Annotated in this window: 16 protein-coding genes; 14 read left to right on the forward strand and 2 right to left on the reverse strand. The window is 45.5% G+C overall.

The genetic code is table 11. From position 1 onward, the window contains the following. From C7H79_RS10450 to C7H79_RS10480, 7 genes are all read left to right on the forward strand, one after another. The coding region (locus C7H79_RS10450) for an NADPH-dependent FMN reductase family protein (RefSeq protein WP_508278633.1) at positions 1 to 233 on the forward strand (233 nt) is incomplete at its 5' end. A 164-nt stretch (positions 234 to 397) separates the two neighbouring features. Further along, positions 398 to 1,123 carry a DODA-type extradiol aromatic ring-opening family dioxygenase gene (locus C7H79_RS10455; RefSeq protein WP_242447247.1) on the forward strand — a complete coding sequence of 242 codons (726 nt, stop codon included), beginning with the start codon at positions 398 to 400 and terminating at the stop codon, positions 1,121 to 1,123. A 117-nt stretch (positions 1,124 to 1,240) separates the two neighbouring features. Further along, positions 1,241 to 1,570 carry a c-type cytochrome gene (locus C7H79_RS10460; RefSeq protein ID WP_106707216.1) on the forward strand — a complete coding sequence of 110 codons (330 nt, stop codon included), beginning with the start codon at positions 1,241 to 1,243 and terminating at the stop codon, positions 1,568 to 1,570. Between the two features lie 14 nt (positions 1,571 to 1,584). Beyond that, positions 1,585 to 2,532, forward strand: a complete 948-nt coding sequence (locus tag C7H79_RS10465; RefSeq protein ID WP_106707217.1) for a hypothetical protein — start codon at positions 1,585 to 1,587, stop codon at positions 2,530 to 2,532. Between the two features lie 12 nt (positions 2,533 to 2,544). Then, positions 2,545 to 4,089: an FAD-binding oxidoreductase gene (locus C7H79_RS10470; RefSeq protein WP_106707218.1), complete on the forward strand. Its 1,545-nt coding sequence runs from the start codon at positions 2,545 to 2,547 to the stop codon at positions 4,087 to 4,089. Positions 4,090 to 4,139: 50 nt separating this feature from the next. Then, a complete protein-coding gene (locus C7H79_RS10475) occupies positions 4,140 to 5,249 on the forward strand; it encodes an NAD(P)-dependent alcohol dehydrogenase (protein ID WP_106707246.1) in 1,110 nt (369 codons plus the stop codon). Positions 5,250 to 5,336: 87 nt separating this feature from the next. Beyond that, positions 5,337 to 5,540 (forward strand): hypothetical protein, encoded by a 204-nt coding sequence (locus C7H79_RS10480; RefSeq protein ID WP_242447248.1) that lies wholly within the window; start codon positions 5,337 to 5,339, stop codon positions 5,538 to 5,540. 218 nt (positions 5,541 to 5,758) lie between these two features. Here the strand turns inward: C7H79_RS10480 and phoB are convergent, their stop codons facing one another. Then, positions 5,759 to 6,487 (reverse strand): phosphate regulon transcriptional regulator PhoB, encoded by a 729-nt coding sequence (gene phoB / locus C7H79_RS10485; protein WP_106707219.1) that lies wholly within the window; start codon positions 6,485 to 6,487, stop codon positions 5,759 to 5,761. Between the two features lie 139 nt (positions 6,488 to 6,626). After that, the gene (locus C7H79_RS10490) at positions 6,627 to 7,073 is read right to left on the reverse strand and encodes a phosphate-starvation-inducible PsiE family protein (protein ID WP_106707220.1); all 447 of its coding nucleotides are present in this window, start codon (positions 7,071 to 7,073) and stop codon (positions 6,627 to 6,629) included. A gap of 219 nt (positions 7,074 to 7,292) precedes the next feature. Here C7H79_RS10490 and C7H79_RS10495 point away from each other — a divergent pair, with 219 nt between their 5' ends. The 7 genes from C7H79_RS10495 (at position 7,293) to C7H79_RS10525 (ending at position 15,730) form a co-directional block, all read left to right on the forward strand. Then, positions 7,293 to 8,063 carry a DUF3450 domain-containing protein gene (locus C7H79_RS10495; RefSeq protein WP_242447249.1) on the forward strand — a complete coding sequence of 257 codons (771 nt, stop codon included), beginning with the start codon at positions 7,293 to 7,295 and terminating at the stop codon, positions 8,061 to 8,063. Next, positions 8,060 to 9,553, forward strand: coding sequence for a MotA/TolQ/ExbB proton channel family protein (locus tag C7H79_RS10500; protein WP_106707222.1), 1,494 nt, complete (start codon positions 8,060 to 8,062; stop codon positions 9,551 to 9,553). Before C7H79_RS10495 ends, C7H79_RS10500 begins: the two co-directional genes overlap by 4 nt. Continuing rightward, entirely contained in the window at positions 9,516 to 10,178 is a 663-nt protein-coding gene (locus C7H79_RS10505) for a MotA/TolQ/ExbB proton channel family protein (protein ID WP_242447250.1), read from the forward strand. The genes C7H79_RS10500 and C7H79_RS10505 overlap by 38 nt, the downstream gene beginning before the upstream one ends. Further along, positions 10,175 to 10,582 carry an ExbD/TolR family protein gene (locus C7H79_RS10510; protein WP_242447251.1) on the forward strand — a complete coding sequence of 136 codons (408 nt, stop codon included), beginning with the start codon at positions 10,175 to 10,177 and terminating at the stop codon, positions 10,580 to 10,582. Before C7H79_RS10505 ends, C7H79_RS10510 begins: the two co-directional genes overlap by 4 nt. Positions 10,583 to 10,602: 20 nt before the next feature. Further along, positions 10,603 to 11,223, forward strand: a complete 621-nt coding sequence (locus C7H79_RS10515) for an energy transducer TonB (protein ID WP_106707224.1) — start codon at positions 10,603 to 10,605, stop codon at positions 11,221 to 11,223. An 8-nt stretch (positions 11,224 to 11,231) separates the two neighbouring features. Next, entirely contained in the window at positions 11,232 to 12,404 is a 1,173-nt protein-coding gene (locus C7H79_RS10520) for a tetratricopeptide repeat protein (RefSeq protein WP_106707225.1), read from the forward strand. A 122-nt stretch (positions 12,405 to 12,526) separates the two neighbouring features. Beyond that, positions 12,527 to 15,730, forward strand: a complete 3,204-nt coding sequence (locus tag C7H79_RS10525; RefSeq protein WP_106707226.1) for a TonB-dependent receptor — start codon at positions 12,527 to 12,529, stop codon at positions 15,728 to 15,730. The last annotated feature ends 49 nt before the right edge of the window (positions 15,731 to 15,779 follow it).

Raw genomic sequence — 15,779 nt, forward strand, 5'->3', positions numbered from 1 at the left:
CGATTACCTCTTTTCATACCACTTTGCTCCATCACGGCATGATCATCGTGGGTGTTCCCTATTCCTGCCAGGAGATCATGAACATGAGTGAAATCACCGGCGGGTCGCCTTACGGAGCAAGCACGTTGGCCGGTGGCGATGGCAAACGCCTGCCATCAGACAATGAAATAAAAATTGCACGCTTCCAGGGTGCTCATGTCGCGCAAGTAGCCAGCAAATTATGCCGCGAATAGGTCATTAAAATAATACTACACCGGCTTAACCAAATGCTCGCGTTCTCCATTAATGGAAGTTCTTTACGATGACAAGCCAAGTATCACAATCGCTTTCACCCGTTCTGTATTTACCGCACGGCGGTGGTCCATTACCTATTCTTGGTGACAGAGGGCATGAAAAGATGGTTTCTTTTCTTAAAGAAATTGCCAGTGAACTGGGTGAGCCATCAGCGATTTTAGTTATCAGTGCTCACTGGGAAGAAGACCAAGCAACGATAACAAGTGGTAATCATCCTGAAATAATTTATGACTATTATGGATTTCCTGCCGAAGCTTATGAGATTCAGTATGCTGCAGCTGGTCATCCGGAGTTAGCAAAAGATATCTTTGAGTTGATAGCAGAGAATGGTATTCCAGCGAAACTTGATGACCGGCGAGGTTTTGATCATGGGTTGTTTGTGCCGCTCAAGCTAATGTATCCGCAGGCGCAAATTCCGTGCATTCAATTATCTTTACTTAAGAATTTAGATCCCGAAAAGCATATATCCCTTGGAAAAGCTATTGCTTCTGTGCGTGAAAAAAATGTACTGATTGTCGGTTCAGGCATGTCGTTTCATAATTTGAAAACATTTTTCTCGAGCGATATCGATTGCAGCAAAGAAAATGAGGAATTTGATCACTGGTTGATTGAAACATGTACCAGTACAGTGATTTTATCTGAAGAGCGTGAACAACGATTGATTGAATGGGAAAAGGCACCATCTGCCCGATTTTGTCATCCAACAGAAGAACATTTATTACCTTTACATGTTTGTTATGGTATCGCTTGCGCCGACACTCCAATACCAAAGGTTGTATTTAATGATGAGGTTATGGGGAGAAAAGTGACGGGCTTCCTGTGGTATTAGGGTCATGGAATTTTACTGCTGATATGTTATTGTCGGCCAATCCATTATGAGTATTTGAATTAACGCCACAAAGCTGTCAGCTTATTATCAATCTTACTGAAATACTGGGGAATCAGTATGAAAAAAACAAAATTGAGAAGTTGGCTATTCAGTTGTATGGTCTCAATCATTTTTGCGACAAGCAATGCATGGTCAGCGCAAGAAGAGAAAAACAGTTCAGGCTTTGCGTGGAAGGATGGCGCAGAAATTTACGCCAAAATTTGCGCATATTGTCATGAAGCCCAAGTCGGGCCGCAAATTCGCAATCGCGAACTTCCCACAAAATATATCCGCACAATCGTTCGCAATGGAAATCGTGCCATGCCCGCCTTTCGTATTTCAGAAATCGACGACGAGTCATTAGCAAAACTGGCGGATTTTATTTCAAAAAAAGAAGTCCCGCATTAAGGAGGTCAGACCCCATGAATGAAACACGACGTAGCCTCATTAAAGGCATGCTCACTGGTGGGACCTTGTTAGCTTTCGGCATTCCTACAGTCACTCAAGCAGTATCCCTCAGCCAAACATTTTCCGGTAGTACGCGCAATTGCCAGCTGTTACTGGGGAATACCCCTCTAGACGAAGCATTCGCCAAAGGTGCTCAGACCGCTTGCACCCACTATTCCAGTTACCGTCAAGGTACATTGCCGACATTTAAATTAGAAGACGAGCTATTAACCAACCCACTACGCATCGTGGATTTATTGATGCAATCTAGTAATATGCGTTGGATTGCCATAATGGATCATGGCAGTGCAGCCATATTCACCGAAATGGTACGGAATTTTGAAGGACGTCTGCTTTCATTGGGCTCACATTCTTCTTCATCCGGTACTGATGCTTCCTTTCCTATGAGACATATGTGGACTACCGCAACACCGGTATACAGCGCGGGAAGATTATTGGCATCCCTGCTTACCCAAAGCCAACATGATTTCTTTATTGTCGAAAATTTTCTTGGACAAGCAGTGGTAGATAGTGCCATGAAAGACTCATCACTAGCGGGTTTTTCTTCTTATCGGCTGACTGAGCAACCCGCAACTCATTTGCATTGTGCCGGAGTTTCTCCGCTGGAAGCCAGTCAACTAATTGGCTGGAGAGCATCAGAAGATTGGAAATCAGTTTTATCCCAGAGAGATGAATCTTCCATTGATCTCGACCAAGCAGCGACGGGCACAACAATTGAACACCTCCGATTTGACAACTGGATAGAGGCTACCGGCTATGCGGTGGTAGCTACTGCATTGGGTATTGGAGCGAATCAAGATTCTTGTTCCAGCCGCGCATTTGTATATCGATCAGGCCACCGCTATCCGGATAATCATGGGCTTTCGGGTAAACATTTTGTTTCGTTTGTAATCGACGTGTAGGGAGAACACCGCATGACCAGTAAATATATCGCATTACCCAAAGGTGTATCAGAAAAAGACTTCGATGCGGCCATCAGTGATTTTCGCAAGGTACTGGGCGACGCTTCTGTACTCACCAGCGCGGAACAACTTGCACCTTACATTAAGACGATGATGCCGGTTTCCGATGCCGAACATACCCCATCTGCAGCTCTATTGGCCACAACCGTCGAGCAGATCCAGAAAATCGTTGCGATTTGCAATCAATACAAAGTACCGATCTGGATGATTTCCACCGGAAAAAATCTGGGCTACGGCGCCGCAGCCCCGGCGGAGCGCGGCCAGGTGGTACTTGATTTGAAGCGCATGAACCGCATTCTTGAGGTGGACAAAGATTTAGCTTATGCCTTGGTCGAACCAGGCGTTACCTATCAGCAACTCTACGACTACATCAAAGAACACAAGCTGGGCTTATGGCTATCCATGCCCGCCCCTTCCGCCATCGCGGGACCAGTTGGTAATACGCTGGATCGTGGCGTGGGTTATACACCCTATGGCGAGCACTTTTTATTTGCTTGCGGCATGGAAGTTGTGCTGGCAAATGGAGAAGTATTGCGCACAGGCATGGGCTCGATGCCCAACTCTAACACCTGGCAGGTATTCAAATGGGGGTATGGCCCTTATCTGGATGGCATTTTTACGCAATCCAACTATGGCATCGTAACTAAATTCGGGTTCTGGTTGATGCCTGAACCACCGGCATTCAGGCCGTTTGTCATTCAATATCAACACGAAGAGGATATCGTGGAGATCGTGGAGACGATTCGTCCGCTGCGCATCAGTGGTGTCATACCAAACGCTGTAGTCATTGCTCATGCGCTCTATGAAGCACCCGTAAAAGCCAAGCGTAGTGATTATGTGTCCGGGCCGGGCTCGATTCCAGATGAAGCGGTGTATCAGATTATGAAAGATCACAAACTGGGCATCTGGAATGTTTATGCCGCGCTCTATGGCACGCAGGAACAAATTGATGTGAATTGGAACATCGTGACGCAAGCATTCGGTCAATCGGGCAAAGCTAAGATTCTGACGGAACAGGAAGCAGCGGATGATCCCGCATTTGCTTATCGGGCAAAGCTCATGCGCGGAGATATGACGCTCACGGAATTTTCGTTGTATAACTGGCGTGGAGGTGGCGGGTCAATGTGGTTTGCGCCCGTCTCTCAGGCCCGTGGCAGTGAAACCCTGAAACAAATGGCTCTGACCAAGCAGATATTAGCCAAATACGGCCTGGATTATTCCGGCGAATTCATTGTCGGCATGCGAGATATGCATCATATTGTCGACGTACTGTACGACAAGACCGATCCAGAGCAGACGAAAGCGGCCTACCAGTGTTTCGATGAATTGCTGACTGAATTCTCAGCGCGAGGGTATGGGATTTATCGCGTGAACACGGCATTCATGGATAAAGTTGCTGAAACCTATGGCCCGGTGCAGAGAAGTGTTCACAAAACGCTTAAAAAAGCGCTGGATCCCAATGGCATCCTTGCGCCGGGAAAATCAGGCATACGCTAGCTTCATTTTGACATTGAACAAGAAATAACGATTCCAAAGCGAAGGTGCCCGTGAAAAAAATTAAGGCAGCCGTTGTTCGTCAGAAGGGTGGACCTTTTCTTATCGAAGAACTGGTGCAGGATGATCCGCGAACCGATGAAGTGCGCGTTCGCATTGTAGCGGTGGGTATGTGTCATACCGATATGGTCGCGCGCGACCAACTTTACGAAGTGCCTCTGCCGGTGGTGTTGGGGCATGAAGGCTCAGGAGTGGTCGAACAGATTGGCAGCCATGTGAAGAAAGTTTCCGTTGGCGACCATGTGGTGCTGACCTATATGTGGTGCGGCCACTGCAAGTCCTGTTTACGAGGTGATTTGACCTATTGCGAGCATTTTTATGCGTTGAATTTCAACGGTGCACGCGAGGACGGCAGCACGTCAACCTTTACAACAGGTAATACTTCAGAGCCAGTTCACGATCATTTCTTTGGGCAATCGTCGTTTGGCACATTTGCGCTCGTGCATGAGCGCAACGTCATCAAAGTCCCCAAAGATGCGCCCTTGGAGCTTCTTGGCCCGCTGGGTTGCGGCATTCAGACCGGTGCGGGAGCTGTCATGAACGCACTTAAAGTCAACCCTGGCAGCAGTTTTGCAGCTTTTGGTGGCGGCGCAGTGGGACTTAGTGCTGTGATGGCAGCACGTGCCTCCGGCGCCACCATCATCATCTCGGCCGATGTGGTTCCTTCGCGCTTAGCTCTGGCGATGGAACTCGGGGCAACCCATACCATTAACAGCCTGGAAACCGATCCAGTCGAAGCGGTTCGCAAAATAACAAATGGCGGCGCTGATTTCACGCTGGAGTCGAGCGGACGCCCTGTGGTATTGCGCCAAGCCATTGATGCATTGGCTATCCGCGGGACATGCGGCATTGTCGGCGCACCTGCGTTGGGCACCGAAGCGAGCTTCGATGTAAACGGGGTGATGACGACAGGAAAACGCATTATCGGAATCATTGAAGGCGATAGCAAGCCGGATCTTTTTATTCCAGCACTGGTTGAGCTTTATCAAAAGGAAAGATTTCCTTTTGACAAGCTGGTGAAGTTCTATTCCCTTGATCAAATCAATCAGGCCGCTGAAGATAGTGAGAAGGGCATCACGATTAAACCGATCATTCGACTCTAATCCACAGTTATGTGCTTACTTTGAGTGGATTTTCCATGTGCTTACTTTGAGTGGATTTTCCAAGAAAACACGCATGAGGAATGCCTTATGGAAAAGAAATTAGCATCCCAATCGCCTTATTCAAATTTCGACCAACTGTTGATCAACGGTCAATGGCGCCACGGCAAGGGAGCAAAGATGCTGCGCGACCTCAATCCCTATGATGGCAGCACGCTGGCCGAAATACCCCATGCCAATCGCGATGACATGGATGAAGCCTACCGCGGCGCAGATTATGGAGATGCGGCGTGAAGAGATTGGGTAGTGTAAATTTAATTGTGTCTGGAGTAGGCGTGTAGGATCTGATTTTGACAGCACATATCACATGATTGCGCTCTTGATTTTGTGCTTTCTTAGAAACTGCCGATTGGCGTTGCTGGCTCACCCTTTGTCGGCATATACCCGATGTCAATGCCCTCAGATAAGTGTGACTTTGCACATTACGAATATTTGCGACAGAACCCTCGGTTTTATCCTATACTTTCTTCGCTCCGTTCAACAGAAAACCGGTAACCCGTTCCACGCACGGTTTGCACCAGACTTTCTTTAGCCACGGTTTCAAGAATTTTGCGTAGTCTGCGGATATGCACATCAACGGTGCGATCCTCGATAAAAACATGATCACCCCAGATGCGATCAAGTAATTGAGCGCGCGTGTGCACGCGTTCTTTGTACGCCATGAGAAAATGCAGCAAACGAAATTCCGTTGGACCCAATATGATTTCTGTGAGTTTTGTAGAATCATCCTCGGAATACACATGAACCCTGTGTGTCGTAGGATCCAGTTTTAACCCACCGATCTCGATAATTTCATCGGACATTTCGGGTAAACGTCGACGCAGCACCGCCTTAATCCGGGCAAGTAACTCACGGGGTGAAAAAGGTTTAGTAATGTAATCATCTGCGCCGGCTTCTAATCCATCAATTTTGTCGCTCTCCTGAGTCCGGGCAGTCAATATGATAATCGGAATGGTTTTGGTGCGTGCCTCACGCCTTAAACCACGCGCGAATTCTATACCGGTGATATCAGGCAGCATCCAATCCAGTAGCACGAGATCAGGCAAGACATTGTTAATCAGAAGTTTTGCATGTGCCGCGTCCCCTGCGCATAAAACTATATGACCTGCCTTTTTTAAATTAAGCGCGATCAATTCCTGAATTGCAAGTTCATCTTCTACAACCAGTATTGTTACAGCCATCAACTACTCCATTAAAATTCATTATCAGCTATCAGATGTTGTAATAATATTAATAAAGCATGACATTTTGATGACAGTCTGATGAATGTCATATATTTTTCTCCTGCAAGACTAATGGATGTATTTGATTTAAACCAAATCAATCAATAGCATCAGGTGAAAAACGGATGGAAACAATACGCAGCAAAGTCAGTATGGTAATGGCAGCGATGTGGATGCCGACTTCCAGTAACGTGTACTCCTTATACCAAAGTCCGATCAATTCTCCGATCAACACTACCAGCGCAACATCCAGAATGAAAGTTACTTTTACACGCCCCAGTGCCAAATAGGATTGCAAGATACGTATCAGTTCCAGCAATGCCAATATCAGCACGATATCTACAATGATGCGCTCGGCAACATGCGTCCATCCACTTTTTAGAATATCAAGCAGACTCAAAATTAAATTCAAAATACCCGCACCTATCCACGAATAGAGCGCAAGCATCAGGATACCTACAATCAATTGAATCGCACGAATGTGCCAATTGGTATTGGTTAGCTGAAATGCGCCTTTTCTTTTTTTAATCTCGGGATTAATCATTCTGTGATTTCGCTATTGAGTGACATGGATCCCTATCTTAGCGAGGCAATATAAAAGATTTATGACAACTTAGAAGATTGAATTCTTCAGTATTCAAGCTCATGTGTTGATTAAATAGACTCTGAATGAGCCCGGCAGGAATTAATTAAATGACACCCAATTGTCATGAAAGTGAAATATTCAACTTGTAGTATGCATGAGCATTGTTATGAGGAATTTATGAAAAATCAATTTTCAAAAAAAGTGGCCACCTTCTCCAGCATGATTATCTTACTGTTATCTACCCCAGTAGTGATGGGGAATAGTCTGGAAAACCTGGCCAGGTCATTGGCCAAAATTCGGGGCGAAGTTGAAACGCTCCAGACACAGTTGGATCTTGATAAAGAAAAGCATGGCAGCAGAATGTCAGCACTCAATTCGCAATTGGCAGATTTGAGTGTTGAAGAACGACGGCAAAAACTAAGTATTGAGAAGTTGCAACATTCCATTGAAAAATTAGGTGTTACGGCGAAGCAGGCGGAACAATCAGGTGAAAGTCTGAAACCGATTCTGTTAGCCGTGCTGGGTGAATATAGACATCATATTCAAACCGGGTTTCCGTTCAAAATGGATGATCGCGTCAAGGCTATTAATGACTTGGAAAACAACCTGATCAATCAACAAGTAGACCCAAACAAGGCGGTCAACCAGACCTGGTCATTGATTGAAGATGAAATTCGTCTAAGCAAAGAAAATGGCATTTACCAGCAAACAGTAATGCTCAATGGAGAAAAAGTGCTGGTGGATATTGCGAAACTGGGTACGGTATTTCTTTTTTTCCAAACCAAGGATAACCAAAGCGGAATGGCTATAAAACAGGCATCAGGAGGTTGGAAGTTTGAAGTCGTGGAAAGCGCCGGCGACAGGGAACGAATCCGAAATTTATTTGATTCACTGAAGAAGCAAATTCGCCAAGGATATTTTGAATTACCAAATCCGTTGAAAAAATGAAAATAATCTTATCCATCCTGACGCTGTTCATCGTCTTGTTCAATTCTGCTTGGGCACAAGATCAAAAAACCGCAGAAACCACTGAAAATGCACCCGTTTCAGTGCCAGAAAGAAAGCCTGAATCTGCTCCTCCAAAAAAACAAAATGCGGCCAAGCAAAATACTGTCAGCTTGGAGACGGCGTATAAACGCGAATATGCTTTTCTGGAAGCACAGAAGCGCGAGCTGACTGAGCGCTTGAGATCCTATCAAGCCAGTGCCAATCGGGAGGAGCAGACGCTGAGTGGAAAAATCAACGCGCTTGAACGCAGTTCGGTCGAACGCTCAGCCAAAATTGATCAACTGAGCGCGCAACTTAACGAGTCGGAGCACAAGGAAGCCGCAGTCATGGAACGTAGCGATGCTTTGGAAACCACATATTTGCAGGCAGAAGCCACATTAAAAAATCATGGCATAGAAATGCCAGAGGCAATGAAGGAAGCAAAAGATAATGATCCCATCAAAGTTGATTTTCTATTTAAGCAAGCATTGTCTGTACTCCAGAAGCTCGGTGCAATTCAAACAACTTCAGGCCACTTTTTCTTAGCCAGCGGTAAGCAGGTAGAAGGATCATTGATTCACCTGGGTAATATTGCAGCTTTTGGAGTGAGCACCGACGGTGGTGGAAGCCTGGTTCCCGCAGGTGGTGGTGATTTCAAGGTCTGGAAAAATGCGGGTGCAGAGAACGCTGCAGCTTTGAGCAAGAACGAACAGCCAGATGTTTTGCAATTGTATTTATTTGAATCACGTACCAGTGCTATTGATGAGACTCCTGAAAAAACAATCATAAACATTATTAATTCCGGTGGCCCAATTGGTTGGATCATAGTGATGCTGGGCGGTTTTGCAATCTTGTTGGTTCTGATCAGAGCACATTTATTGCGGACTAACAGCTCTAACACCCAACAATTGACGGAGCAAATTCTCGCCCAATTAGCTTCCGGCGATCTGGAAGATGCCAAGAAAAGCTGTGAAGACAATTCATCCGCGATCGGACGTGTATTGCACTATACCCTGCGCCATTTGAAAGATGACCGAGATCACATGGAAGGTATTGTATACGAAGCCATTCTACAGGAGTCCGGCCCATTAGATCGTTTTGGTGCAGCGATATTGGTGATTGCCTCCGTAGCCCCCCTGCTCGGTTTACTGGGTACGGTAACCGGCATGATCGAAACCTTTGACATGATTACCGAATTTGGCACCGGCGACCCTAAGCTGTTGTCGGATGGAATTTCAATTGCTCTGGTAACAACGCAACTGGGCTTGATCGTAGCAATTCCGACCTTGATGTTGGGTTCATTGCTGTCCTCCTGGGCAAAAAATATTAAACGAGACATGGAATATTCAGCACTCAAAATCCTCAATGTTTTTCTGGGTGGTGCGCTCGATATCGACGAACTGAATGTACCCAATGTCGACGAAACTGCCTTGGCTCTTGGTAACCCTTGAAATGGACTTCCCGGAATATATTCAAATCATAAAACAGTTGTTTGTAGCAGGTGGAATTGTTATGCCTCCGTTAGTACTGTGCATCTTGTTGCTTTGGTATGGCCTGGGCTATCGATTCTGGGTAATGAAAACACCCAGAAGAATAGGTGTACGCGACTTGTTGAGATATTACCAGCAGCATGATGACCAACCAGCCAAAGGTATCGTCGCGCAGGCCATTAAACAAGGCGTTCGGTTGCAAAAAGAAGGTGTGAAAAATCTGCGACGTCATTTGGATGCTGCTTTTTATGAATATGAAAGAGAGATCAATAAATTTTCTGTTTTGGTACGAATCGTTATCATTATTTCCCCTTTGTTGGGTTTATTGGGAACTGTGATCGGGATGATCGAAACATTTGACTCATTAGCAACGATGACTCTGTATTCTCAATCCGGAGGTATCGCGGGTGGCATTTCCCAGGCTTTGTTTACTACCCAGATGGGACTCACAGTCGCCATTCCCGGTTTGCTGGCACACAGTATCCTGAATCGGAAACAGCATCAAATAGAGTCGGATCTTTCACAAGTCAAGGATCTGCTGTGCCACCAGATCGTTAGTCATCACCCAATAGTGAGTTCTTCATGATGAGAAACAAAGAATCTGCCGAAGTCGAAGCTACCATCGATATGGCGCCCTTGATCGATATCGTTTTTATCTTATTGATCTTTTTTATGGTGACAACGACTTTTGTTAAGGATATGAAACTGGAACTGGAACGCCCCAAGGCTAACAGCGCCGTAGCCGCATCGAGCAAAGCGATTCGATTATTCATTGATCGTAATGGCGACACCTATATGGATGGCGAACCAGTACGGCTATGGTTAATACAAAGCAAGTTACGCGATGCGTTAAGTACTTCTTCCAACAAAATTGTTCTGGTGGTAACGGATGAAGGCGTGCCAGCAGGAAGGTTAGTGGAAGTGGTGGATCAGGCGCGTTTGGCAGGGGCCGAAAGCGTGGGTGTTGCAACTAAAAAAGAAGCGGGGTAAAGAAAATGAGAACTATCAATATGAAACAACATTTTGCTGGAGCCGTGTCAATGCTATTTGGCCTGGTGCTCGTATTTGGATTGATCATAATATTAAATCACTACCTGGGAAAAATTGAAAGAACACCCCCTCAGGAAGTGACGGAAATCAGCATGACCCGGGAAATCAAACAAGAACCCAAAAAAGAAATTAAGAAGGTGGAGCCTAAAAGACAGGTATCTCGCCCACAAGCACCCACTCCTTTCAAAGGGTTGGATACTGCGCTATCCGGCATTGATCTGGGATCGCTGGGCTTGAATAATGGGCAACGCGACATTGACGACAGCTTACTCGGGAAAACAGGTAATGCCGTCATGACAGCCGATCTGGTGGATATTCCACCCAGACCGATTGCACGCGGATCGTTCAAATACCCGCCGACAGCCAAAAGAAAAGGCGTCAAGGGCTATGTTGTTTTGTCAGTATTAGTGGAAACCGATGGTTCTGTCAATCAAGTACAAGTGCTGGAATCCAGTCCTTCTGGAATTTTTGATGCAGCAGCTCTGCAAGGCATTCGTGCCTGGCAGTTTGAACCGGCAAAGTACAAAGGCGACACGGTACGTGTCTGGGCCAAGCAAAAAATCCGCTTTGATTTATCTTGACAGTTGACATGAAAAACCGTTGGATCTGGCAGCTTCATTACGTGATTTATGTTGCCATCGCTCTGAGCTGTTACTCTCACCCTGTTGGTGCAACCGATAAGAAGTCACAGCCAACTGATTTTATTGAATTGGCTGCCATCATGTTAAAAGATGGTCATCATGATCGCGCTTTGCTGGCCCTGCAGAGTGTCGACTTAGGAAATAAAAAAACAGATCTGGCCAGATTCTATACTTTGCAAGGGTTATCGTATCTGGGACTAAGTGATCTTGAGGCAGCCAAAGATAGCTTGCAACAAGCAGTCAAAAATGGGCAAAAAGATCCATCGATCTTCATCTATCTGGCACAAGCTTACTTCGGGATTAAAGATTACAAAAACACCATCGAAGCCATAGAAAAAGCAGGCTCATTGGTCAACAAAGATGCTGTATTAATCAGCATGAAAGCGGAATCCTATTGGCATTTGCAACTAGCCACCGCAGCGATCAATACATTGAATGAGGGACAACGGATATTTCCATCTGATTATCGTTTTCTCAAGCGTAAGGTATTTTATTTTGTCGAGCTGGGCCTCTATCAGGAAGCCATCAGGTTAGGTCGAGAGTATTTTAAACAATCTGAAGCCACAGCTGCGGATTATGTCGCATTCGGCAATGCGTTGCGTTTAAGTCGGGAATATAAGGAAGCCATCAATATCCTGGAAGTTGCGCGCTTGCAATACCCACATGAGGAAATGGTAGCAAAGCTGCTGGCACATACCTATCTGGATCAAGGGCATTTGAATTCTGCGGCCTTTATCCTGGAACAGGCCGCGTTATCGAATTCCACTCTGCAGGCTGAAGCTGCCGAAATATACCGACGTGCAGGTCGATTTCATAAGGCATTGACACTCAATGAAAGCATCAGTGATCAGAAAGTAAAACTCAAGCAGCGATTATCCATTCTACTGGCACTAAATCAATTTGAGCGCGCCGCCAACATGGAATCCAGCTTGTACCGTACCGGCTTATTGGAAGACCAGGATGTTCGCTATGCACTGGCTTATGCACTCTTTTCGAGCCGCCGTTTTTCGGAAGTGAATAAGCATTTGGATCATCTTAAAAATGCCGAGCTTTTTCGCAAAGCCACTGAGTTACGCCGCTTGATGGAAGTATGTAAAAACGAACCGTGGCAATGTACCTGATGCATACGCTGACTATGCCGCCTTAACATCCGCTCGAGACAGCTCTTTCCGTCATTTAATAATTAAAGAATTTTCTCCATGAACCAGTGTGCTGTAAGTGGAGAGGGGGCTTGATACGCCAAATGAATACACAATTAAAAAATTTTTTATGGTTATGCAGTTTAATCGCGATTGCTTCAACCAGCACTATTGCACGGGGCGATACCGATAAAGCCGAGTTTTCAATTCATTTATTTCAGAATGGAATACCAATTGAAAATGCAGAGCTATCAATTACCAGTGAATCGTATGATAAATCCAATGCAGCATTAATCTTCGAAGCTACGCCATCGACTTACAGTTGGCTTGTAGAGGGCGATTCAGCGCTTAAAACCAATGCCAATGGAAGTCTTGCCGGAAAATTGCCGCCTGGATTCTATCAGTTCAGTATTCAAACCCAGGATCAGAAATATACCTTCGATTTACCGCTGGATCCGGCTGAGAATGTGCAAATTCTTATCACCTTCTATCCTGATAAAAAGAAACCTCTGTTGAATATCGAAAGCTCAGCCACAGGGACAATGGCAGGTAGTGGTGATGCAGCAAGCGATGCTCAAGACCAAGGAGAAGGCACTGTCGCTGTGCAAGTGATATCCGCAGAAACGCAGAAACCGCTCAAGGATGTTCAGGTTTTTCTGAGTGGATTCAAACAAAAATTAAGAACCGATGCGCAAGGCCGGGTAATCGCGGTTGTTCCATCAGGCAGTTACAGTGTTTCTTTGTTACATAGCGCGTACAGTAGCCAAACGCAGGATGATGTCGAAATCATCCACGATCAAACCACGGAGCTAAGTTTCAAGCTTACCCCTGCAGGCGTTGAATTGGCCGAATATGTAGTTCTGGAACCACATTTGGCAGGCACTGTTGCCTCAGTGATCGAAGAACAGCGAAACGCAAGATCGGTTTCAACCGTTCTAGGTGCAGAGCAATTCAGCCGAGCGGGCGATAGTGATGCTGCCAGTGCGTTGCGAAGAGCATCCGGGCTAACTTTGGTCGGTGGTCAATTCATTTTTATTCGGGGCTTAGGCGAACGATTTTCAACCACATTGTTAAATGGTGCCGCAATTCCTAGCCCAGATGCAACCCGGCGTGTAGTTCCTCTCGATCTTTTTCCAACCAATATCCTTGAAAGTGTGCTGGTGCAAAAAACCTACTCTCCGGATCGCCCGGCGGAATTTGCAGGAGGCACGGTCGAGCTTCGAACACGTGGAATTCCCGATGAATTTTTCTTCAATCTTAATTTGCAGGTAGGCGTTAATGACAATACTACGTTCCAAGATGGACTGACATACAAAGGAGGAGGACTGGATTTCACCAGTTTTGACGATGGTGCGCGTGCGTTGCCCGATTCGATAGCAAATGCAACACAAAATGGTGAAACCATAAAACCTGCAAGTATTTTTAATCCGAGTGGTTCAACGCCTGAACAGATTGAGAAGTTTGGCGAAGATTTATCCGGAGTATGGGATGTCAATAATAAAAAACGCGGACCTGATGCTGGCATCCAGGCATCGATGGGGGATAGTTTTACGCTGGGTGATTTCAGGTTGGGTTATATTGCCGCTGCTGGCTGGAAAAGGGAGTTCAGAAAACAAAATGAAGTCAATCGAGCATTCGTTGCTGCCGATACAGAAGACGGCAGTTTAAGAAAGATTCAGGATTTCAATATGCAACGCTCATGGAGTGAAGTGCAACTTACCGGCTATGCAGCGACAGAACTTCATTACAAAGACAATCATCGGTTCTTCGCCAAGTCCATGTTTCTCCGCCAGTCATTTGATGAAGCAAGAATCACTCAGGGCTTTACTGATGCCGAGACGAATGATATTCGCAGAACACGACTGAAGTTCTTTGCCAATCAATTGTTGATGACGCAGGTTGGCGGTGATCATCAATTTGATTGGCTAAAGGATTTATCGATTAACTGGTTATATACCAATGCAACTGCCAACAGGGATGAGCCTAAAACACGCGATTACCGTTTTGACGCTGATAAGCAAGGCAACTACTTTTTTGCGCAGCGAGCGGATAACAATCAGGTCATGTTTGCAGACCTGGTTGACAAGGATCAGAGCTGGCGCGTAGATGGAAAACTGCCGGTGCAGTCTTCACACGAACACAAGATTACTTTGGGCAGTGGTTTTATCGCTCAAAGCAAAACCAGAGATTCAAGTATTCAGCGTTTCAATTATTTTCCAGTTGGCCCGGACGGATTTAATCCGGCTGTTTTTGCACAGCCATCTTTGGAGAGTATATTGCGACCTCAGTATATTGGTGCAAATGGATTTCAGTTACGCGAAGTAACGCGACCCAGCGATAAGTACAATGCCTCGCAAGATCTTTTTTCTTATTACGGAAAAATGGATTGGATGTTGTATGACAGGGTCAATATAACTGGCGGATTGCGCTGGGAAAACAATGATCAGCGCGTTGATACTTTTACATTGAATAATAATCCTACGACTGCCAGACTCAACAGAGTTGATATGTTGCCGTCCGCAGTTGCCACTTTATTTCTCACCGATAAACAGCAACTTCGTGCGGGCTTCAGTCAAACATTATCAAGACCCGATTTCAGGGAATTATCCTCAGCCCCTTTTACCGATATCAATACCAATCAGGAAACTGTCGGCAATCCCAATTTGAAGCAAACATCCATTACCAATTGGGATTTACGCTGGGAATATTACTTATCACCCACTGAAAATATTTTTGCCGGGTTTTTCTGGAAAGATCTGACCCTGCCGATTGAGCTGGTTGCGGTTCCAGGTACTGCGGGTCTTAATACCTATCAGAATACCGATAAAGCAAATATCTATGGATTTGAGCTAGAGCTACTAAAGAAACTGGATTTTGTTCATCCTAAGCTGCAGAATTTTTATATCGGTGGCAACTACACTTGGTCGACATCCAATGTTCAGTTGAATGCCGAGAATCTTAAAGCGCAAACGACGAACAACAGACCTCTACAGGGACATTCCGCACAGATTGTTAATTTTCAATTAGGTTATGACAATCCAAAATGGAAAACGCAGGCTACCTTGCTATACAACGTTTCCAGCCAGCGCATCCTGGCTGCCGGTGTATTAGGTGCGCCGGATAAGTATGAACAACCGGTGCATCAACTGGATTTTGTATTTAGCCAGAATTTATATAAAGGACTATCAATGCAATTGTCTATGCAGAATTTACTGGATTCTGAAATTCGTGTTACACAGGGTGATGAAATTACTCGGCAGTTCCGCCGGGGACGTTTTTTCAATCTCAGCGTTCGGTTAGCATATTAATATTAGTAGAACACAGGATTTTGATTAGCTATTAAGCCCCAACTTCAGG

The organism is Nitrosomonas supralitoralis, from assembly GCF_003011925.2.
Classification (GTDB): Bacteria; Pseudomonadota; Gammaproteobacteria; order Burkholderiales; family Nitrosomonadaceae; genus Nitrosomonas; species Nitrosomonas supralitoralis.